Source organism: Couchioplanes caeruleus (assembly GCF_003751945.1).
Classification (GTDB): Bacteria; Actinomycetota; Actinomycetes; order Mycobacteriales; family Micromonosporaceae; genus Actinoplanes; species Actinoplanes caeruleus.
Window position 1 is genome coordinate 1,543,125 of sequence record NZ_RJKL01000001.1, and the last position, 20,713, is coordinate 1,563,837.

General features: G+C 71.3%; 22 protein-coding genes. 11 read left to right on the forward strand and 11 right to left on the reverse strand.

Going from position 1 to position 20,713, the window contains the following annotated elements:
• Nucleotides 1–8: 8 nt before the first annotated feature.
• Genes EDD30_RS06660 through EDD30_RS06670 form a run of 3 tightly spaced genes read right to left on the reverse strand, consistent with a single transcriptional unit; the run spans nt 9 to nt 3,006 of the window.
• Nucleotides 9–830 carry a carbohydrate ABC transporter permease gene (locus tag EDD30_RS06660; protein WP_084557471.1) on the reverse strand — a complete coding sequence of 274 codons (822 nt, stop codon included), beginning with the start codon at nt 828–830 and terminating at the stop codon, nt 9–11.
• A complete protein-coding gene (locus EDD30_RS06665) occupies nt 827–1,696 on the reverse strand; it encodes a carbohydrate ABC transporter permease (protein ID WP_244945148.1) in 870 nt (289 codons plus the stop codon). Before EDD30_RS06665 ends, EDD30_RS06660 begins: the two co-directional genes overlap by 4 nt.
• Complete coding sequence (locus tag EDD30_RS06670) at nt 1,693–3,006, reverse strand: ABC transporter substrate-binding protein (protein ID WP_084557473.1); 1,314 nt, start codon at nt 3,004–3,006, stop codon at nt 1,693–1,695. Before EDD30_RS06670 ends, EDD30_RS06665 begins: the two co-directional genes overlap by 4 nt.
• A gap of 217 nt (nt 3,007–3,223) precedes the next feature.
• Between EDD30_RS06670 and EDD30_RS06675 the strand changes: the two genes are divergently transcribed.
• Entirely contained in the window at nt 3,224–4,429 is a 1,206-nt protein-coding gene (locus tag EDD30_RS06675; protein ID WP_084557475.1) for an ROK family transcriptional regulator, read from the forward strand.
• A 13-nt stretch (nt 4,430–4,442) separates the two neighbouring features.
• Nucleotides 4,443–5,279, forward strand: a complete 837-nt coding sequence (locus EDD30_RS06680; protein ID WP_071808940.1) for a LacI family DNA-binding transcriptional regulator — start codon at nt 4,443–4,445, stop codon at nt 5,277–5,279.
• A gap of 20 nt (nt 5,280–5,299) precedes the next feature.
• On the opposite strand, the gene EDD30_RS06685 is transcribed toward EDD30_RS06680, so the two are convergent.
• A complete protein-coding gene (locus EDD30_RS06685; protein ID WP_071808941.1) occupies nt 5,300–5,920 on the reverse strand; it encodes a TetR/AcrR family transcriptional regulator in 621 nt (206 codons plus the stop codon).
• Nucleotides 5,921–5,980: 60 nt separating this feature from the next.
• On the opposite strand from EDD30_RS06685, the gene EDD30_RS06690 reads away from it, so the two are divergent.
• A complete protein-coding gene (locus EDD30_RS06690) occupies nt 5,981–7,126 on the forward strand; it encodes an FAD-dependent monooxygenase (RefSeq protein WP_071808942.1) in 1,146 nt (381 codons plus the stop codon).
• A 36-nt stretch (nt 7,127–7,162) separates the two neighbouring features.
• Here EDD30_RS06690 and EDD30_RS06695 read toward each other — a convergent pair whose 3' ends face one another.
• From EDD30_RS06695 to EDD30_RS06715, 5 genes are all read right to left on the reverse strand, one after another.
• Nucleotides 7,163–7,972 carry a hypothetical protein gene (locus EDD30_RS06695; RefSeq protein WP_244945149.1) on the reverse strand — a complete coding sequence of 270 codons (810 nt, stop codon included), beginning with the start codon at nt 7,970–7,972 and terminating at the stop codon, nt 7,163–7,165.
• A gap of 71 nt (nt 7,973–8,043) precedes the next feature.
• The gene (locus EDD30_RS06700) at nt 8,044–9,348 is read right to left on the reverse strand and encodes a choice-of-anchor B family protein (protein ID WP_071808943.1); all 1,305 of its coding nucleotides are present in this window, start codon (nt 9,346–9,348) and stop codon (nt 8,044–8,046) included.
• A gap of 279 nt (nt 9,349–9,627) precedes the next feature.
• Nucleotides 9,628–10,518 (reverse strand): hypothetical protein, encoded by an 891-nt coding sequence (locus tag EDD30_RS06705; RefSeq protein WP_071808944.1) that lies wholly within the window; start codon nt 10,516–10,518, stop codon nt 9,628–9,630.
• A gap of 106 nt (nt 10,519–10,624) precedes the next feature.
• The gene (locus EDD30_RS06710) at nt 10,625–11,005 is read right to left on the reverse strand and encodes a hypothetical protein (protein ID WP_071808945.1); all 381 of its coding nucleotides are present in this window, start codon (nt 11,003–11,005) and stop codon (nt 10,625–10,627) included.
• A 71-nt stretch (nt 11,006–11,076) separates the two neighbouring features.
• Nucleotides 11,077–12,297, reverse strand: coding sequence for a PQQ-binding-like beta-propeller repeat protein (locus tag EDD30_RS06715; RefSeq protein WP_170047662.1), 1,221 nt, complete (start codon nt 12,295–12,297; stop codon nt 11,077–11,079).
• Nucleotides 12,298–12,451: 154 nt separating this feature from the next.
• On the opposite strand from EDD30_RS06715, the gene EDD30_RS06720 reads away from it, so the two are divergent.
• The 5 genes from EDD30_RS06720 (at nt 12,452) to EDD30_RS06740 (ending at nt 16,004) form a co-directional block, all read left to right on the forward strand.
• A complete protein-coding gene (locus EDD30_RS06720) occupies nt 12,452–13,285 on the forward strand; it encodes an alpha/beta fold hydrolase (protein ID WP_071808946.1) in 834 nt (277 codons plus the stop codon).
• A complete protein-coding gene (locus tag EDD30_RS06725; RefSeq protein ID WP_071808947.1) occupies nt 13,278–13,838 on the forward strand; it encodes a TetR/AcrR family transcriptional regulator in 561 nt (186 codons plus the stop codon). The genes EDD30_RS06720 and EDD30_RS06725 overlap by 8 nt, the downstream gene beginning before the upstream one ends.
• A gap of 116 nt (nt 13,839–13,954) precedes the next feature.
• The gene (locus EDD30_RS06730; RefSeq protein WP_170047664.1) at nt 13,955–14,431 is read left to right on the forward strand and encodes an ATP-binding protein; all 477 of its coding nucleotides are present in this window, start codon (nt 13,955–13,957) and stop codon (nt 14,429–14,431) included.
• A 94-nt stretch (nt 14,432–14,525) separates the two neighbouring features.
• Complete coding sequence (locus EDD30_RS06735) at nt 14,526–15,161, forward strand: TetR family transcriptional regulator (RefSeq protein ID WP_211278008.1); 636 nt, start codon at nt 14,526–14,528, stop codon at nt 15,159–15,161.
• A gap of 51 nt (nt 15,162–15,212) precedes the next feature.
• On the forward strand, nt 15,213–16,004 hold the full coding sequence (locus EDD30_RS06740; protein ID WP_071808950.1) for an SDR family NAD(P)-dependent oxidoreductase: 792 nt from the start codon (nt 15,213–15,215) through the stop codon (nt 16,002–16,004).
• A gap of 35 nt (nt 16,005–16,039) precedes the next feature.
• Here the strand turns inward: EDD30_RS06740 and EDD30_RS06745 are convergent, their stop codons facing one another.
• Nucleotides 16,040–16,519 (reverse strand): nitroreductase/quinone reductase family protein, encoded by a 480-nt coding sequence (locus EDD30_RS06745; protein ID WP_170047666.1) that lies wholly within the window; start codon nt 16,517–16,519, stop codon nt 16,040–16,042.
• Between the two features lie 154 nt (nt 16,520–16,673).
• Between EDD30_RS06745 and EDD30_RS06750 the strand changes: the two genes are divergently transcribed.
• Nucleotides 16,674–18,224, forward strand: a complete 1,551-nt coding sequence (locus EDD30_RS06750) for an alkaline phosphatase D family protein (RefSeq protein WP_071808951.1) — start codon at nt 16,674–16,676, stop codon at nt 18,222–18,224.
• On the opposite strand, the gene EDD30_RS06755 is transcribed toward EDD30_RS06750, so the two are convergent.
• The gene (locus EDD30_RS06755) at nt 18,208–18,876 is read right to left on the reverse strand and encodes a type 1 glutamine amidotransferase domain-containing protein (protein ID WP_071808952.1); all 669 of its coding nucleotides are present in this window, start codon (nt 18,874–18,876) and stop codon (nt 18,208–18,210) included. The two genes, EDD30_RS06750 and EDD30_RS06755, sit on opposite strands and share 17 nt — an antisense overlap.
• 80 nt (nt 18,877–18,956) lie before the next feature.
• On the opposite strand from EDD30_RS06755, the gene EDD30_RS06760 reads away from it, so the two are divergent.
• Nucleotides 18,957–19,889 (forward strand): LysR family transcriptional regulator, encoded by a 933-nt coding sequence (locus EDD30_RS06760; RefSeq protein ID WP_071808953.1) that lies wholly within the window; start codon nt 18,957–18,959, stop codon nt 19,887–19,889.
• Nucleotides 19,890–19,909: 20 nt separating this feature from the next.
• A complete protein-coding gene (locus tag EDD30_RS06765) occupies nt 19,910–20,704 on the forward strand; it encodes an isocitrate lyase/PEP mutase family protein (protein WP_071808954.1) in 795 nt (264 codons plus the stop codon).
• The last annotated feature ends 9 nt before the right edge of the window (nt 20,705–20,713 follow it).

The window sequence follows — 20,713 nt, forward strand, 5'->3', positions numbered from 1 at the left end:
GTCCTTTCTCATTTCGTCGCTCCGGCGGTGATGCCGTTGTAGATGAAGCGCTGCAGCAGCAGGAAGACCACCACGGTGGGCAGGATGACGATCATGGTGCAGGCGGCGATCGTCTCCCACTGCGCGCCGTACGGCCCCTTGAAGCGGAACAGCGCGGTCGAGATGACGGTGAGGTCGGGCGATCGCATGTACAGGAACGGTATGTAGAACTCGTTGTAGACGGCGATCCCCTTGATGATCACCACGGTGGCGATCGCCGGCTTCATCAGCGGCAGCACGATCCGGCGGTAGACGGTGAACCGGTTGGCACCGTCGAGCATCGCGGCCTGGTCCAGGCTTCGGGGAATCGACTGCATGAACTGGATGAAGATGTAGATGGACACGATGTCGGTGCCCATGAAGAGGACGATGGCCGACCACGGGGTGTTGACCAGGCCCATGGATTTGACGATCTGGTAGGTGGCCACCTGGGTGGTGACCCCGGGCACGAGCGCGGCGACCAGGAACAGGCCGAGCACCAGGCGCTTGAAGGGGAAGACGAAACGGCTGATCGCGTACGCCGCAAGCGTGCCGACCGCGACGGTGCCGGTCAGCGACACCACGAGGATGACCGTGGTGTTCCAGAAACCGCGCAGCATGTGCCCGTCGTTCCAGGCGGTGACGAAGTTGCCGACGTTGAGCCAGTTCCGCGGTGGCGTGAGTGGACCGGTGGTGTGGTATTCCGCATGCGTCTTGAAGGCGGCGAAGAGGACCACCACGAGCGGAACGAGAACCACGATCGACGCCAGGACGAGAGAGGTGTACTTGGCGAAGCGCGCCATGGTGCTCATGACAGGGTCACCTCGTCGTCGGGAAGGAGCCGGCGCTGGATCCAGGTCAGAGCGAGGACGACCAGGAGCAGCACGACCGCCATGGCCGAGGCCAGGCCGATCTGCCGGAACTGGAAGGCCGTCTCGTACGCCTGGACGACGAACGTGCGGGTGTCGTTCGCACCGCCGGTCATGATGAACGGGATCTCGAAGACCGAGAGGCTGCCGGAGATCGCCAGAATGAAGGACAGGCTGAGAATTCGCCGGATGCCCGGGGCGATGATGTGCCGGAACTGGTGCCACCTGGTCGCGCCGTCGATCTCCGCCGCTTCATAGATCTCGCCGGGGATCGACTGGATCGCACCGAGGAACAGCACGAAGTTGAGTCCGGTGAACCGCCAGATCGACGTGCCGGCGAGCGAGATGTTCGCGACGTCCGGGTCGCCCAGCCACAGCTTGCTGTGCTCGCCCAGCCCGATCAGCCGCAACACCGAGTCGAGTGTGCCGTCGGGCTGGAACAGATAGAGGAAGACGAAACCGACAGCGACGCCGTTCAGCAGGTACGGGAAGAACAGGATGCCCTTGAAGAGGTTGCGGAACCGCACGCGGAACGAGAGCACGACCGCGAAGTACAGAGCGATGGCGATCTGCGCGAACGACGCGACGAAGTAGTAGAGACTGATCAGGAAGACTCGCCAGTACCGTTCGTCGGTGAAGACCCGGACGTAGTTGTCCAGGCCCACGGAGTCCATCACCGGGTCCAGGCCGTCCCACTTGTGGAAGCTGTAGACCACCATGTTGCCGACCGGCACGTACGTGAAGGTGATCAGAAGAACGAGCGCGGGCGCGAGGTACGGCCACGGGCTGCGCCGGAGCCGACCGATCACTGCATGACCCGGGACCGGGCGGCGCCCCAGCGCTTGTTCAGCTCGGCGAAGTACGAATCCTTGTCGCCCTCGGCGGCACCGCGGGCGATGTCGACCAGCTTCTGCCGGTAGATGTTGCCCTTGAGGTCGATCTCGGACTCCTTGATGATCTCGTCCTCCTTGCCGGCGTTGGTGGTGGCCTCCGGAACCTCGAGCAGTTCGACGCCGGTGGCGGTGAAGGCCTGCAGGGTGGCGGGCAGCGGCTGGTCCAGGGCGGGCGGGATGGCCTGCTGGTCCGCGGCGAATCCCGACTCGGTGACGAACCAGTCCAGCCAGGCCCGGGCGGTCGCCTTGTTCTTCGAGGTCCTGCTGACCGCCGCCTTGTAGTCGCCCTCGATGCGGGCGTGGAACCTCCCGCCCGTCTGGAATGGGAACGGCCAGAACGCGATGTCGCCGGGGTCGGCCTTGACCGCCGTGGCGGCGTCCCTCATCTGCGGGACGGCCCAGGAGCCGAGCAGCATGGTGGCGACCTTGCCGGTGGCGATCATCGGCTTGGCGCCTTCCCAGTTGGTGGTCAGCGGATCCTTCTCGCTGAGCCCCGCGCGCACGATGTCGAAGAGCAGGCCGTCGGTGATGTACTGGATCTTGCCCGGCTGCCACGGGTTCGCGTCGGTGGGGAAAGCGTCGGTGATCCGGGGATCGGCGAAGATGGCCCGCTGGTTGTTCCACATGCTCAGCGGCCAGCCGTCCTTGTAGTTGGTGTAGTACGGCACTGCATCGGTCTTGCCGGCGATCGCCTCGAGCCCCGCCAGGAACGCCTCCGGGGTTGTCGGCGGCGCGGTGATCCCGGCCTGGGCCCAGATCCGCTTGTTGATCACGAAGCCGTTGGCGACGCCGCCCGGCGAGAGGCCGTACACCTTGCCGTCGTACGCCTTCTCGTCGACGAACCGGTATGTGGCCTTGAGCTCGTCCACGCTGCCGAGCGGCGCGAAGAACTGCGAGAGCTGGTCGACGGCCACGGTGTTCGGGATCAGGAGCACGTCACCGTAGTCGCCCGAGCCGAGCTGGGTGGTGACGTCGCGCTCGTAGTTGGTGACGGCCTCGAACGTGACCTCGGTGCCGGGGTGCTCGGCCTCGAACCTGCGGGCGTACTCCGACAGCTTCGTGTTCACCAGGTCTGTCCGGTTCGTCAGCACCGTGATGGCGCCCTCGACCTCGCCGGAGAAGTCGCCGCTCGCCGCGGTCTCGTCGCCCGCGCCTGCGGTGCAGCCGGCCACCAGGGCAAGGGCGACGGCCACGCCGATGCCCGCAAAGGACCTTCTCTTGATCATGTCGATATCCGTCCTGCCGGTTCGACGGGGGTGGATGCGTCAACCGCCCGCTGGAGCGCTCAGCATGAGACGGCCGTTCCGCGGCTGTCAAGGTTAGATTACTAATTTATTTTACGCTCACGACACCGTGGCGCTGGTGAGAGGCATGTTCGGCGACAGGTACGGTGTCGGGGGCGAGAATCACCGCTCACGGCAGAAACCGGAGACATCACCCGCCATGGCACGTCGAGAATCGCCCGCGGCCGGGCCGGGGAGCCGCGCCCTCATCGTCGACGTCATCCGTTCCGCGGTGACCATCAGCCGGGGTGAGCTCGCCCAGCTCACCGGGCTCACTCAGCCGTCGATCTCCAACATCGTCCGCGATCTCATCGCGGACGGCATCATCCACGAGATCGGCTCCACCGACTCCACGCTCGGCAGGCGGCGCAAGCTCATCGCCATCAACCCCGGCAGCCGGTTCGGCATCGGTTTCCACCTCGGCCCGGAGACGCTGACCTGCATCGCCGTCGATCTCACCGGCGGAGTGGTCGGCCGCGAGGTCGTCCCCCGGCCGCCCGCCGAGCCGTGGAGCGCGGACCGGCTGGCCGACCGGTTCGACGACTTCACGGCCGGCCTCGATCTCCCCCGGGGCCGCATCGAGGGCCTGGCGATCGTCGCGCCGGCCCCCGCACCCGGATCCGGAGAGCGCGGCGCCGAACCGGCCGGCGTGCGTGCCGAGCTGGCGGAGCGGATCGGCGTGCCGGTGCTGGTGGAGAACGACGCCGCGGCCGCGGCGCTCGGTGAGTTCTGGAGCCGCCGCGTCTCGCGGGAACAGGCGTTCGGGTGCGTCTACCTGTCCTCCGGGATCGGCGCCGGCTTCGTCTTCGGTGGAGCGTTGTTCCGCGGCGTGAGTTTCGGCGCCGGCGAGCTCGGCCACGTGTCGATCCACCACGAGGGACGCTCGTGCCCGTGCGGCAACCGGGGCTGCGTGGAGCAGTACGCGTCGACGCGGGCGACGGTGAGCGCGGCCCGGGAGAACGCGGCGCTGCGGGCCCGGCTGCCGCTGGACGGCAGCGAGTCCGACGCCTACGACGCGATCGCCCGGGCCGCGGTCAGTGGCGACCCGGCCGCCTACGAGGCGTTGGACCAGGCGGCCGCATGGCTGAGCGTCGCCGCGACGTCGGTGGTGAACCTGCTGGATCTCGGGCGCCTCGTGCTCACCGGGCCCGGCGTCGCGCTCGCGGGATCGATCTTCGCCCGCCGGCTGCGTAACCACCTCGGCGACACGGCGCGCTCCCGGCGGCGGCACACCGTGTCCGTCGAACTCTCCGCCCAGCCTCGCGACGCGGCCGGCATCGGCGCCGCGGTGCTCGTGGTCCAGGCGTCCGTCGCCCCGGGCCACACCCCGGGGCAGGCGCTACCGTACCTGTCGGCCATCGGGTGATGCGGAGAATGCGGTGACTCAGGCACCAGGGCGAATCGGTCTCGTGCTGACCCGGGCCTCCCAGGTTCTCGGGGAGGAGCCCTACTACCACGAGTTCCTCGAGGGACTCGAACGCGTGCTGACGCCCGCGGGATTGTCGGTGCTGGTCAAGGTCGTCACCGATCGCGCGGCCGAGCACGCCACCTACGAGCAGTGGGCCGCCCGGCGGCAGGTCGGCGGCGTGATCCTGGTCGACCTCAGCCCGGACGACGACCGCGTCGACCTGGTGCGCGGGCTCGGCCTGCCGGCCGTCGTGATCGGCGACCCGTCGACCGCGTCCGGGCTGCCCACCGTCTGGACCGACGACGCGGGATTCGCCCGCGAGGCGGTCCGCTTCCTCGCCGGCCGGGGACACACCGTGCTGGGCCATGTGTGCGGACCGCTCCTGTTCGCGCACACGCAACTGCGCCGCGGCGGCTTCGAGGCCGAGGCCGCCGACCTCGGCCTGACCCTCGTCACCGCCGAGGGCGACTACTCTCTGGACTCCGGCCGCGCGGCCACCGCGGAGATGCTGGCCTCGCGCCCGGTGCGGCCCACTGTGATCGTCTACGACAACGACGTCATGGCGCTCGGCGGCCTGGAGACGATCAGGGATCATGACCTCGACGTTCCGGCCGACGTTTCCGTGGTCGCCTGGGACGACTCCGCCCAGTGCCAGCTCGCCGCGCCGGCCCTCTCCGCGATGAGCCACGACGTCGGCCGGATCGGCGAACTGGCGGCCGGCGCGGTCCTCGACGCGATGCGGGGAGCCTCCGCCGACATCTACGAGGCGCCCCGGGCCCACATCGTCGTACGCGACAGCACCCGATAGGGGTGTCACCCCCAGCCTCCTCAGCGGCCGGCCTCCCCGACGAAGGCGCGAAGGAGCGTCGTGATCGCCATGGTGAGGTCCGCGCGATTAGCCGCCGTTCCGGGCGCAGGAGCGGTCCGGGCGCCGGCGCCGATCAGCCGGTCGAGCAGCAGGCCGTCGATGCAGGCGACGAGGTGGTCGCCGGCCCGAGCCGGGTCCCGGGCACCGGCGGCGGCCAGCATCGACCTCGCCTGGGCGCGGGACGCGTCACCGTGCCGCAGGATGGTCCGCAGCTCGGGATGGTGCGTGGCCTCGAGCAGGCAGGCGTAGCGGGCCAGCGTCCGGTTGCGGGCGGTGCTCATCCAACGGTCGAGGATCACCGCGATTCCGGCGGCCGCCGCGTCGACATCGGCCATCGTGGCGGCTGCCGCGTCCGCGTCCAGGGGCGGCCGGCTCTCCGCCAGGTCCACCCGGTCGAGGTCGGCGATCCGGCGCACCACCGCCTCGATGAGCGCCTTGCGGGTGCGGAAGTAGGCGGACGTGGTGCCCTGGGGCACTCGGGCCCCGGCGTCGACGGCGCGGTGTGTCAGACCGCGCATGCCCCGTTCGGCGAGTAGGTCGATCGCCGCGTCGGTCAGCACCGCGAAGCGGTCGGTCGGCATGGCGCGCCTCCTTTCTACAGTTGTAGTATTCCCCTCTACAGATGTAGAAGGAGGGCCAGGATGACTCGGACGGCAGTGGTGGTCGGCGCCGGAATCGGGGGGCTGGGCGCGGCCGTCGGCCTGCGCCGCAAGGGTTGGCAGGTGACCGTGCTCGACCGCGTTCCCGCCTTCCGCCCGGTCGGCGCCGGCCTGGTGCTCCAGGCCAACGGACTGCGCTGCCTCGCCGCACTCGGCCTCGGCGCGGCAGTGCGAGAGCGCGGGCTTCCCGACATGTCCGCCGGCACACGCCGCTCCGACGGCCGCTGGCTGACCCGCGTCAGGGCCGGCGACCTGGCGCACATGCTCGGCACGTCGGCCGTCGGCATCCACCGCGCCGCCCTCCACGAGATCCTCCTCGGCGCCCTGCCCGAGGGCACGGTGGTGACCGGCGCCGACGTCGAGGCCGTCACCGAGGACGGCGACGTGACCTGGCGCGGCCCGGACGGGCTCGTCCGGGTCCGGGCCGATCTCGTGGTCGCGGCGGACGGCATCCACAGCCCGGTGCGACGGAGGCTGTGGCCGGAGGCCGCCGGCCCGGTGCGCATCGGCGTGACGGCGTGGCGGGGCGTCACCCGGATCCCCGACGACGACCTCGTCGTCGGGATCACCTGGGACAGGGGCGCCGAGTTCGGCATGGTGCCGCTCATCGACGGCCGCGTGTACTGGTATGGCGCCGTCAACGCCGCCGCCGAAGCCGCGGCGGCCGAGCCGGGCGACGAGGCGGGCCGGGTGCGTGCCCGGTTCGGGAGCTGGCATGACCCGATTCCGGCCCTCATCGCCGCGACCGGCACGGTCCTGCGCGACGACCTCGCCTGCCTCGACGAGCCGCTGGCGACCTACGTCAAGGGGCGGGTCGCCCTGGTCGGCGACGCTGCACACGCCATGACACCGCATTTGGGGCAGGGCGCCAACCAGGCCCTGGAGGACGCCGTCGTCCTCGCCGCCGTCGCCGACCGGCCGGGCGGGCTCGCCGAGTACGACCGGCAGCGCCGCCCCCGCAGCCAGCAGGTGGCCAGGGCGTCCCGCGCGATCGGCCGCTTCGGTCAGCAGGCGCACCATCCGGTCGCCGCGGCCGTCCGCAATGCGATCCTGCGCCTGACGCCGCCGCGGCTCGCGCTGCGCTCGATGGCCCGCTTCGCCGACTGGCAGCCGCCATCGCTCGAATGATGCGCACCCGACCCAGCCGGCCGTCCGGCGGTCGCATCAGGTCGTGAAGACGGTGAAGGCCACCTGGTGCACGGCGCCGTCCGCGCGGAACTGCAGGAACATCCGCTTGTCGCCGCGTTCGGCGAAGGCGGCGTGGAAGGAGAGGACGCCGTCGGCCGGCGCGTCGCCGGTGGCGTTGGCCGGCAGGGGGTGCAGGTGCTTGAGGCCCTGGGTGCGGACCTCGAAGGTGGAGAGGTGGGCGTAGGCGCCGAGGTACGGCTCGAGCGTCGCGGGGCGGCCGCCGCGGGTCACCTGGAACTGCAGCGCCGTCTGGGTGCCGGAGGCCACGTCGGCCGTGCCGTCGAGGCGGCGCACGGTGTACGGGCCGGAACGCGCCAGCGCCCGAGGGGCGGGAACCGGGACCATCGTGGTGTCGCCGGCGATGACGAACGGCACGCCGAGAACGGTGGGGTCGGCGCCCGCGGGCCGGTCGTGCGGGACGAACTCGGCGTACACCCGGTAGGCGCCGCCATCGGTGAGGGTCACCGGGGCGGTCCACGCGCCGTCGACGACCTCGGGGTGCAGATGCTGGTAGCCGGACAGATCGTCGCGCAGCACGTACATGTGCATCGGCTTGGTGTGCACGTGCCGGAAGTCGGTGGCCGGCCCGTCGGGGCCGGTGATGCGCAGGGACACGATGCCCGGGCCGCGGACGGTGGGCAGGGACAGCGCCTCGGCGCGGAAGCCGTCGTAGGCGTCGGAAAGGCCGTCGTGGTGATAGGTGACCGGCGGGAGGGCCGGCGCCCGGGCCGGGCCACGGCTGTCGGCGACCAGGTAGGCGGCCGCGACGAACGCCGCGAGCACCACCGCCGCGCTCAGGCGGCGATGCCGGCCGGTGCCGGCGCGGACCGTACGGTCCGCGCCGGCGAGCCGACTGGTCAGCGGACGGCCGCCGCGCCGGTGGGCCGCACCAGGTACAGGCCGACGCCGATGCTCTGGACCGCGACCACCCCGTCCTTCAGGTACGGCAGGACCATCCACGTGGCGCTGTAGCCCTTGGCGTTGGAGGCCGGGTCGGTGTCGAAGTAGCCCACCTCGGGCAGCCGGGCGGAGGCGGCGGAGGTGGTGTCGAGGATGCGCAGGCCGCCGCGGTAGGAAGCCTGGAAGTGCCGGTTGCCGACCGTGTAGCCGTTGTGGTTGACGAAGGTGCCCCGCGTGGCGACGTCCTTGCCCACGTACCGGGCGGCGTCGAGCCGTTCGATGTTGTAGACGAAGTCGGGACTGCCGCCCCGGGTGCTGATCGTCTCGTCGTTGACGATCATGTGCTTGTAGTCGGTGGTGGCGAAGCCCTGGTGGATGAAACTGGCACCCGGGTGGGCGACGCTGGACAGGACCTTGATGTTCGACTTGTCGGTCACGTCGAGGATCTGGAACCGCTTGCCCTGGCCGGTGTAGTTGAACGCGATCTCGCGCCCCGTGAACCGGGTGTCGGGACCGGCGTAGTTCACCACGATGGACTCGTGCGAGTAGACCTCCCGGTCGTAGCACGCCGCATGCTTCAGGGTGAGTGGCGTCTTGATGTCGTAGATGGTCAGGCCCTTGCGGCACGTGTTCGCGCCGGAGACGTACAGGAAGCCGGTGCTCTGGTTGATCCAGAGAGTGTGGCTGTTCGTCAGGCCGGTGAAATGAGCGTCCGGGGTGAACGTCTGAGTGGTGGTCACGCCGCGCAACCTGTTGAGGTCGAAGATCTGAATGCCGTGCGAGACCGAGTCTTTGCCGATGTAGGCGTAATTCTGGTACGTCCGGACGTCGCACCAGGATGAGTTGGTGCCGTTCGCGGCCGGCAGGTTTCCGACGTACCGCGGGTTGACCGGGTCGGTGACGTTGACGAAGGACATCCCGTTGGAGCGGCAGTACAGGATGTACTCGTTGCTGTCGCGGGCGTCCGTCCAGTACCACATGCTCGACGAGCCGCCGCCGCCCAACTCGGACTGCGGTAGGAAGCTGAGCAGGTCGACGTTCTTGCACGGGTATTTGTCGACCTTGCCGTCGACGCAGGTCAGCGGCGCACCGGCGAGGCGTTCGCCGCTGCGCCAGGTGGGCTCGTAGGTGCGGAGCAGCTCGGCCTGCTCGGCCCGGCCCTCCGGGGTGCCCGGATCGTGGGCCGTGGCAGGCCCGCCGGCGACGGCGAGCAGCAGGAGCGCGGAGACAGCAAGCGTCGTGCGGCGTACTCCTCGGAGCATGGTCGGCGCCCTTTCGCGCGAAGGAGCCGGCACGGGCAGGAACAGAGCCCGCCGGTAGTGTCCTTAAACGCTAGGCAACAGTGTGACACCCGTCAATGGAAAAGATGACGGGAAGACCTCGGAAATCACATTGACGGTCGAAATCACCAGGCATATCGCAAGTCATATGGGCCCGGCGTTATGGAGTCATCGGTCCCCCGCTGTTCTGACGTGCGAACGAGGGGCTCGGCATATCGCCGAGCCCCTCGGGGGCGGGGTCGGGCCGACCCCGAGCCGCATCTAGCGCTTCGAGGGCGACTTTGGCGCGTCATCACGGGTGGGGTGCGGCGCCTTGCGCACCCAGCGCCAGTTCCGGACGTGCATCTCGTGCTGCGGTGCCCAGGTGGCCTTGGCGCCGGGCCAGATGGAGATCGCCTCCGCCTGCAGGCGGGCGGACACATCGGTGCCCCAGCCGATCTTCGGCGTACGGCAGTACGGCGCCGGGAAGAGGGTGCCGTCGATGGAGAGCTCCACCCTCCGATCGGCCGGGTTGACGAGGAACCGTGCCGAGTGCCACTCGGTGTCCGGCTTCAGGTAGCCGCCCGGGATCCACGCGCCGTTGCCGTCCTCGCCGTCGGACCAGACCTGGATCTGCCCGTAGTTCGGCAGCCAGGGGTTGAGGACCCACTGGAACGCCGTACCGTGGTCGACCCGGGTGTCGAGGCCGTCCCACACGAACAGGCCGCCCTCCACCGTCTGGGCGTTGAACGGGCCGCCGGCCGTCGACGGCAGGTACGGCAGCCGGAACTCGTAGTCGGCACGGTGGGAGCAGCGCATCAGGGAGCTGTCGGGCTCGCTGAGCGGGTAGTCGTCCGTGAAACGCTTGAACGACAGCACGTGCGCCATCACGCCGCGGTTGGCGATGTTGGCGCGCAGGTTCGAGTAGCCACCGAGGTGCTCGGCCGTGACATCGGCGGCGTTCACCGGGACCTGGCCGGCGGCCGTGTACAGCCCGTCGCCGAGGATGGTCTCCCAGCCCGACAGGTCGGTGCCCTCGCCGAGCCGGCGCCAGCCCCGATCGCCCGCCGCCACCGCCGGAAGGCCGAGGCCCGCCGACGCGGCCGCGCCGGCAACGACACCGCCGCCCAGCAGCGACAGGAAGCGTCGGCGGTCGAGACGCGAGGAGTTCATCGGGAGTCCTTCCGGTGACGTGGCTACCTGATCCAGGTTGCCGCCTGCGGCTCAAACCAGGCTCAAGCGCAGGTACGGATCACCGCAAGCCGCCCGATGGCCTCCCTCACAGGGCGGACCGGACGAGCATGGTCGCCGGGACCGTCACCGCGACGGCCACGACGAGCACCAGCGCGAACCGGCGCCGTACCGCCGACCGCAGGGCCTCCCGGCGCTTCGCCTTCTCCGCGCGTACCCACCGCGACGACAGATACAGGTACGCCCCCACGAGCGTGAACAGCATCGGCACCGCGAGCAGGGCGCTGACCCACGACGACGTGTCGTGCCAGCCGTGGCCACCGCCGCAGCTCACCATCCGCCGCCCGCTTGCGCAGCGCGGCCGGCCGATGTCGTACAGGACGTCGGCCACGGCCCAGGTGATGACGGCGGTGGCGGCGACCGCGATGCCGGCGAAGACGAGCACGGACGGGAGGGTGCGACGGGACATGGCCACCATCCTGCCCACCGGACGGGGCGGTGCCGACGTCCGGCACCGCCCCGTGGATCGTCGACCGGGTGCTATCGCGTGCCGGATCCGGACCGGCCGTTACATCCGTACGAACAGGGCGTGCTGAACTGGGCGAAGTGCGGACGGCTGAGGCCGCCAAGGGCGGTGAACTCGCCGCCCACCGCGATCCGGCCGAGCGTGGGGTGGACGTCCATGCTGAGCACTCCCCACTTGCCGTTGCTCTTCGGGTTCCAGTCGAGCAGCTTGCCGTTCGCGGCGTTCAGCGCCGCCAGCTTCGGCTGGCTGCGCAGCGTGGCCGGACACCACGAGGTCGCGGTCCGCGACGGGCCGGGGCAGGCGACGGTGAAGTGCCCGCCGGCGTACACCGATCCGCCCAGATGCGTGATCGCCTGCACGTCGCCGTCCGTGACCGTGCTCCAGACGAGCTGGCCGTCCGGCCGGTAGGCGGCCACCCGCCCGCCGGGTCCGGCCAGTGCCGCGTACACCTTGTCCGGTGCGACAGTGAGCGCACCGACGGCGTACGGCGTGACGGGACGGAACGTCGTGTCGACCCGTCCGTCGGTGAGCCGGAGGGCGGCCAGCCGTGCGGTGCCGTCGGCCCCGTTCAGACGCTTGAACCCGCCGCCGACGTAGAGCCGGGAGCCGGCCACGGTCAGCGTCTTGACCTCCCCGTCGGCGCCGCTGCCGAAGGTTTCCAGGGCGCCGCTGGTCAGGTCGAATGCCGCCAGGTTGCGCCGCGCGCGGCCGTCCACGGCGCTGATCGCCCCGCCCAGGAACAAGCGTCCGCCACCCGCGGCGAGCGCGTGGCCCTCTCCCTTGACCGTGTGCCGCAGCGTGCCGACGGCACCGGTCCTCAGGTTGATGTTCGCCAGGCCGCCGCGTGCCTGATCACCCACCGTGGTGAACTTGCCGGTGATGTACAGCGACTGTCCGAACGCGGTCAGCCCCCAGACGGTGCCGTTGGTGGCCGGCGCCCACGGCAACAGCTCACCGGTACGGGCGTTCAGGGCGGCGAGCCGTTTGCGCGGCACCGATCGCCCGTCGACGATGGCGTTGCGGAAACTGCCGCCCACGAACACCGTGTTACCGGCGTACGCGGTGGCGTACACCAGGCCGTCGAATCCGACCGAGCCGGTCGGCCTGACGGACACCAGCGGAGTGGCCGCGACGGCGGCCGTGGGTATCCCCGCCGCGACGAGTGCGCCGGCGAGCAGAATTCCAAGGTGGCGCCGCCGCGGGAAGGCGGGGCGCGCAATCGAAGCGAATCGCATGGATGCGACCATAGAATTCCAGACAATCAGGATTTAAGCGAACAGAAGACGTACGCCCTAAAGGGCGACCGCGTGGCCGCGAAAAGACCGTTGACGAGCCTGGCTAATGACGTTAGCTTGTAGCTAATCACATTAGCCAAGCTCGGAGGTCGGTATGTCGGAGCTCCTCACCGTCGACGGCGGCACGATCGCGTACGAAGTCACCGGCGCCGGCCCGCTGGTCGTCCTGGCGCACGGCATGGGCGACAGCCGCGCGTCCTACCGCTTCGTCGCGCCCCAGCTCGTCGGGGCCGGCTATCGCGTGGCCGCCGTCGACCTGCGCGGCTGCGGCGAGTCGAGCGCCGGGTGGCCGTCCTACACCCGCACCGACATCGCGGGCGACCTCATCGCGCTGGTACGGCACCTCGGCGGCCCGGCCGTGCTGGTGGGGCACTCCATCTCGGGCGGCGCGGCCACCATCGCCGCCGCTCGCGCGCCCGAGCTGATCGAGGGCATCGTCGAACTGGGGCCGTTCACCCGCAAGCAGTCGATCCGCCTGGGCGACCTGCGGGTGCGGCGCTATCGCAGCGGCATGACCCGGCTGCTGATGACCGGCATGCTCGGCAGTGTGACGTGGTGGCTGCGATACCTCGACGTCGCCTTTCCGGGACGCAGGCCGCAGGACTGGGCGGAGCAGTCGCGACGCATGGCGGCCATGCTGGGCGAGCCCGGCCGGATGACGGCGATGCAGCGCATGGGCCGGTCCACGCCGGCCGACGCCGGGGCGCAGCTCCCCCACGTCCGCTGTCCCGCACTGATCATCGAGGGTTCCCTCGATCCCGACTGGGCCGATCCCCGCGCCGAGGGCGAGGCGATCGTGGCGGCGATGCCGGCCGGGATCGGCGAACTGGCGGTGATCGAGGGCGCGGGCCACTATCCGCACACCCAGTTCCCCGACGAGACCGCGGCCCTGGTGCTGGCGTTCCTCACGGCGCACGCCCGTGCCTAGGGCGGGACTCGACCCGGCGACCGTGGTCGCCGCGGCGGCCGCTCTCGCCGACGACGCCGGGCTCGACAACGTGACCATGAGCCTGCTGGCCGAGCGGCTCGGGGTACGCACGCCCTCGCTCTACAAGCACGTCAGCAGCCTGGCCGACCTCCACCGGCGGATCGCCGCGCTGGCGCTCACCGAGCTCGGCGACACCCTGCGCGACGCGCTCCAGGGGCGCTCCGGGCGACCCGCGCTCGCGGCCGCCGCTTGCGCGATCCGGGCCTACGTGGTCGAGCACCCGGGGCGGTACGCGACCACGATCCGCCTCGATGCCGCCTCGCCGGACGATCCGGTCGCGGCGGCGGGAGCCCGGGTGCTGGACTCCCTGTCCGCGGTACTGGCCGGCTACCGGCTCGATCCCGCCGACACCGTGCACGCGCTGCGTCTGCTGCGCAGCCTGTTCCACGGCTTCGCGGTGCTCGAGGCCGCCGGGGGCTTCGAGATGGACACCGACGTCGACGACAGCTTCGACTGGCTGATCGGCTTCGTCGATCGTGCCCTGACCTCGTAGTGACCCTCGGCGATCGGGCCGGGTCCGGTTCTGCACGTCCGGCGCGATCCTTGCCGCAGCGCAACGGCGCTTGAGCGGCGCAGATGCGCGCTCGGCACACGGCTATGGTGGGGCGCATGACCACGCCCGAGTCTCCTCTGACAGCGGCGTTCAGCATGGATCCGCTACGACCGCCGGCGTCCCCGCCGGCCGAGGAACTGGCGCAGGACTTCGACGCCGAGACCGTGACCGACGTGCGGCATGCCGTTCGCCGGCGCGCCGAGAAGGCGGGGCTCGCCGGCGACGCCCTCGAAGGCTTCGTCATCGCGGTCCACGAACTGGTCGCCAACGCGGTGCGCCACGGCGGCGGCCGCGGTTCACTGCGGCTGCGCCGCGACGACGACACCCTGGTCTGCGACGTCACCGACTACGGCACGGGGTTCCCCCACGGGCTACCCGTTGCCGGCGGCCCGCCGCCGGCGAACACCCCGGGCGGTCGCGGGATTCTGATGGCCCGGCACTTCACCGACAGCTTGTTGTTCAGCGACGGCCCGGACGGCGTGACGGCAACCGTGACCGTCTGCCTGCCGGTGGCGGACACCCGGGATCGGTAATCCCTCCTCCGACATCGCTCCCGGACGCAGGCCTTTCGAAAAAACCGACCGGCCGGTATGTACATACCGGCCGGTCGGTTTTATGCTCTCCGGTGTGAAGGAGACCCATACGCAGCGCGTCCCGGCCACGGCCAAGGGAGAGGCGACGCGGGCACATCTGCTGCGCACGGCCGCCGCGATCTTCGCCGAGCGCGGATACGCGGCGACCACACAGAGCGACCTGATCGCCGCGTCCGGGCTGACGAAGGGCGCGTTCTACTTCTACTTCCGCAGCAAGGCCGACCTCGCCCTCGCCGTGCTCCAGGAGCAGAAGGGCCGATGGCTCACGGAGGTCGGGGAGCGTGTCCTCGCCGAGCCGACGGCGTCGCAGCAGCTGCGGGCACTCGTACCGACCATGCTCGACCTCATCTCGCGCGAACCGGCGGCATGGAGTGTGACCCGGTTGACCCGGGAACTGTCGGCCGACCCGGCGCTGGCGGCCGACGTCTCCAAGGTTCCGGCCGAGTGGCTCGCGTTCATCGCCGACGTCATCCAGCGCGGTCAGGCCGACGGCGACCTGCGTGCCGGCCTGAAACCCGAGTTGGTCGCGGCGGTGCTGGTGGGCGCCTTCGACGGGCTGAAGGACCTGACCGACGTGCTGGAACCCGGGGACAGGGGCGGCGTGGCGTTCACCGAGCGGGTGCACACGTTTCTCGCGCTCGTGGAGCTTGCCCTGGTCACCCCGGCCTGACCGGCTTTCTTTCCCACACCTCATGACGAGCAAGACACCCCGGGAGGACTCATGAAACTCAACGGACAGACGGCCCTGATCACCGGGGCCTCGAGCGGCATCGGCGCCGCGTACGCGCGGGAGTTCGCGGCCCGCGGCGCCGATCTCGTGCTGGTCGCCCGCAGCGAGGACGCGATGCACCGGCTGGCCGACGAACTGCGCGGCGCACACGGCCGCCGGATCGAGATCGTGCCCGCGGACCTCGCCGAGCCCGGCGCCGCGGACCGCGTGGCCGCGCGGGTGGCCGCGCTCGGGATCGACGTCGACCTGCTGGTCAACAACGCCGGCTTCGGGATGCACGGTGACTTCGTCGCCGGCGACGCCGGCCGGCTCACCGCGCAGATCCAGCTCAACTGCGTCGCACTGGTCGACCTGACGCGGCGGTTCCTGCCCGGCATGGTGGCCCGCGGACGGGGCGCGGTCGTCAACGTGGCCAGCACGGCGGCGTTCCAGCCGGTGCCGCACATGGCCGTGTACGGCGCGACGAAGGCCTTCGTGCTGTCGTTCAGCGAGGCGCTGTACGCCGAGGCCCGACCGGCCGGGGTGAAGGTCCTGGCGATCTGCCCCGGCCCGACGGAGACGCCGTTCTTCGACGTGGCCGGGGAGGACGCGGCGGTCGGCAAGAAGCGCACCCCGCAGCAGGTGGTGGCGACGACGCTGTCGGCCCTGGAGAAGAGCCGGCCGAGCCGGGTCGACGGCCTGGCCAACGCGGTGCTGGCGGTGGCGACGAGGTGGGCGCCGAGGCGCTTGGTGATCTCGATAGCCGGCCGCCTGACCGCACCGAGCGAAGCAGCCACCGTGTGAGCCGCAGACCCGGCGTGGACGGTCCGCCCGGCGGGTCAGCGCAGCGTCAGCCGGAAGACCCGGGCGCCCGCCGCCCAGGCGAGTTGCAGATCGCCGGGGTCCGGGTCGCCGTTCTCGTCGAGGCGGATGTTGTTGAAGCCGGCGAAGCTCGGGACGTCCCGGGCGATCACGCCATACTCTTCGACCACCGCGGCCTCCTCGGTCAGCACGCGAACGTCCGCCAGCCGCCGCCGGCCGAGATGCCGCACCTCCACCGGTTCCCCGGTCCGCAGATTCCTCCCCCAGGCGAACGGCGAGCCGACCAGCAAGTCGCCCTCATGCCGGGTGTACGTGACGGGCACCGTGAACCGTTTCCCGGACTTGCGTCCCACGACGTACAGGGTGAGCAGATTCCGTCCGACCACCCGGGACAGGAGCGGGATCCGGAGCAGGGCCCGCACCATCACGTTGGCGAGTCCCTGCAAGCGCAGCGTCCTGGCCCTGCCCCTGCCGGGTTCCGTGCGACCAGCCGTCATGGCGGCCTCCCCAAGGTCGACGCCGCTGCACGTACGCCTCGACGTTACCTCGCCGGAGTCGTCATCCAGCCCGCCGGCACAGGACTTCGACAAAGACAGGCCACCGCGGGTTGACATTCACCGGCAGTTCACATCGAGCCGATAGACCAGCGACATGACCACGATCGATCGACGCAGCCTGCTGCGGGCCGGCCTCGCCGGTGGTGTCCTCGGTGCCCTGCCCGCCGCGCCGGCGTTCGGCGGGTGGGGCGCGAGCCGTCCCGTGCTGACCCACGGCGTACAGAGCGGCGACGCCACCGCCGAGTCGGCCCTCGTCTGGACCCGGGCGGACCGGCCGGGCCGGATGTGGGTCGAGGTGAGCCGCCGCCCGGACCTGGGTGGTGCCCGGCGTGTCCGCGGCCCGGTGCTCACCCCGGACACCGATCTCACCGGCAAGGTGCGCCTGCGGGGCCTGCCGTCGGGCGAGCGCCTGTTCTATTCCGTACGGGTGGAGAGCCTCGACCGTCCCGGCCTCTTCAGCGCACCGGTGTCGGGGCAGCTCAGCACCGCCCCGACCCGGCGCCGGGACGTCTCGTTCCTCTGGACCGGCGACGTCGCCGGCCAGGGCTGGGGCATCGACCCCGCGTACGGCGGCTTCAAGATCTTCGAATCCATGCGGGCCCGGCGGCCGGACTTCCTGCTGCACAGCGGCGACACCGTCTACGCCGACGGTCCGCTGCCGGCGCAGGTGACGCTCCCCGACGGCCGGATCTGGCGCAATCTCGTCACCGAGGAGAAGTCCAAGGTCGCCGAGACGCTGGCCGAGTATCGCGGCCAGTACGCCTACAACCTGCTCGATGACGCGTACCGGGCGTTCGCCGCCCAGGTGCCGCAGGTCAGCCAGTGGGACGACCACGAGGTGGTCAACAACTGGTATCCCGGCGAGATCCTCGACGACGTGCGCTACACCGAGAAGCGGGTCGACGTGCTGGCCGCCCGCGCGCGCCAGGCGTACCACGAATGGGTGCCCGTGCCGGGCACGGCCGGGCCGATCCACCGCAAGATCCCGTACGGACCGCTGCTGGACGTCTTCGTGCTCGACATGCGCACGTGCAAGGACGTCAACGATGCCAATACGCACGCCGATCCCCACCGCGGTCTGCTCGGCGACGAGCAGCGGGAATGGCTGATCCGCGGCCTGCGGGACTCGCGGGCGACCTGGAAGGTGATCGCCAACGACCTGCCGCTGGGTCTCGTCGTGCCGGACGGCCCGGCCGCGCAGGAAGGCGTCGCGCAGGGCGACCCGGGCGCGCCCCGGGGCCGGGAGCTGGAATTCGCCGAGGTGCTGCGGGCGGCGCACCGGGCCGGGGTGACCGGAATCGTCTTCCTGACCGCGGACGTGCACTACACCGCCGCCCACCACTACGACCCGGCGCGGGCGGCGGTGCAGGACTTCACGCCGTTCTGGGAGTTCGTGTCCGGCCCGGCCCACGCCGGCGGGTTCGGCCCGAACGCCCTGGACGGCACCTTCGGCCCGCGGGCCGTGTTCGTCCACGCACCGCCGGTGGCGAACACCTCGCCGGCCGAGGGTTTCCAGCACTTCGGTGAGGTACGCATCGACGGGCGCACCGGCGACTTCCGCGTGGACCTGCGCGACCGTGACGGGGCGTCGCTCTGGACCACCACGCTGAAGGCGCCGGCGCGGTCCCTCAGCGCAGTGCGGTGACGAACGCGGCGGCGAGCTCCTGCGACGAGCCGGGGTTCTGGCCGCTGTAGAGGTTGCGGTCGACCACCACGTGCGAAGCCCACGGTTCGCCCGCGGAGAAGCGTGCGCCGAGGCCGGTCAGCCGGTCCTCGAGCAGCCACGGCAGCTTGCCGGCCAGACCGGCGGCCTCCTCCTCGACGTTGCTGAAGGCGGTGAGCCGGTAGCCGGCGAACGGCCATGCGCCGTCCGCCTGCGCGGTGGCGAGCAGCGCGGCCACGCCGTGGCACACCACCGCCAACGGCCGGCCCGCGGCCATCGTGGCCCGGATGACGTCCGCGGACGCCGGGTTCTGCGCGAGGTCCTCCATCGGCCCGTGCCCGCCGGGGTAGTACACGGCCGCGTACCGGGCCGGATCGACGTCCTCGAGCCGGACGGGGTCCTTGAGCGCGCCGATCGAGAGGAGCTGCACCTCGACGTCCTCCGAGTCGACACTGGCGCGATCCACCGGCGGTTGCACACCGCCGGGGGTCGCCACGACGACCTCATGACCGGCGGCGGTCACCGCGCGGTAGGGCGCGAGGAACTCCTCGGCCCAGAAGCCGGTGGGGTGGGCGGCGCCGTCCGCCAGGGTGAGCCGGTCGGCGCCGGTCATCACGAACAGGACCTGGGACATCGCGTACGTCCTTTCTCGGTGGACTTCTCTTCGGCGACGGTACGGCCGCCGCACCCTCGGCAACCAATAGGATTGCCGGGATGGCCGATCAGAAAACCGATGAGGCTCGCGCCACCACGCGGCCGCTGGACCTCATGCAGCTCCGCACGTTCCTGGCGATCCACCGGGCCGGCTCGCTGACCGCCGCCGCCCGGCTGCTCGGTCTCTCCCAGCCCACGGTGACCGCGCAGCTCAAGGCGCTCGAACAGCGGCTCGGGCGCCAGCTCTTCGAGCGGCTGCCGCACGGCGTGGCGCCCACGTCGGTGGCGCTGGAGCTGGCGGCGCAGATCGCCGAGCCCCTCGACCGGCTGGCGTCCGTGGCCGGGCCCTCGGACGACGTCGCCGCCGCCGAGGAGCCCGTGCATCTGGCCGGCCCGGCCGAGCTGGTCGCCGTCCGGGCCATGCCCGCGCTCGCGCCGCTGGTCGGCCGCGGGGTCCGGCTGCGGGTCACCCACGGCCTCGCCGACGACCTGCTGGACGGGTTGCGGGCCGGGCGCTTCGACCTGGTCCTCTCCGCGATCCGCCCGCGCGGCCGGGCGGTGACCGCCGTGCCGCTCATGGACGAGGAGTTCGTCCTCGTCGCCGGCCCGGTGTGGGCCGCTCGGATCGGCGCGGTCGACCCCGGCGACGCCCGACTCCTCGACGAGCTGCCGCTGCTCAGCTACGCCGAGGACCTGCCGATTCTGCGCCGCTACTGGCGCCACGTCTTCCGCCGGCGCCTCACCGCACCGGCGGCCGTGGTCGTGCCCGACCTGCGCGCCGTGCTCGCCGCGGCCGTCGCCGGCGCCGGGATCTCGGTGCTGCCACGCTACCTGTGCGAGCAGGAGCTCGCGGACGGACGGCTGGTGCCGTTGCTGGAGCCGGACGACCCACCCATCAACACCGGATTCCTCGCCCATCGGGCCGGAGCCCGGGTGCTGCCGCACGTCGATCTCGTCCGGGGCGAGCTGCTGCGCCAGGCGCGTGACTGGTGACGCGGGTAGGATCGATCTTCGTGATCGAGGACGTGCGCGCCGCCTTCCGCCTGCTGCACACCGCCGGCACGTTCGTGCTGCCGAACCCGTGGGACGTGCCGTCGGCGCGGCTGCTCGAACACCTCGGATTCCCGGCCCTGGCCACGACGAGTTCCGGGTTCGCCGCCACGCTCGGCCGCGCGGACCAGCATGTCACCCGCGACGAACTGGTCGCCCATGTCGCCGCCCTCACCGCGGCCGTCCGGGTGCCGGTGTCGGTCGACGCCGAACGGGGCTACGCCGAGGACCCGGCAGGCGTCGCCGAGACCGTACGGATGCTCGCCGACGCCGGCGCCAGCGGCGTGTCGATCGAGGACTACGACCCGGTCACCGGCGACGTCTCACCCGTCGGCGTCGCCGTCGAGCGGATCGCCGCCGCGGCGAGCGTCTGCGCCGAGTACGGCATGGTGCTCACCGGCCGGGCGGAGAATCACCTCTACGGGATCGGCGACCTGGATGACACGATTGCGCGCCTGACGGCGTACCGGGACGCCGGCGCGGCCTGCCTGTACGCGCCCGGGCTGACCGACCTCGGCGACATCGCCCGGGTGGTCGGCGAGGTCGGCGCCGCGATCAACGTCCTGGCGTTGCGGGACGGCCCCACCGTGCCCCGGCTCGCGGACGTCGGCGTGCGCCGGGTGTCCACCGGAGGCAGCCTGGCCTGGGCGGCCTACGGTGCGCTCGTGCACGCCGCCGAGGAACTGCGCGACAGCGGGACCAGCACCTACCTCGACCGGGCACTCCCCCGCCCCCTCCGCGACGCGGCCTTCGGCTGACGAGCCCCC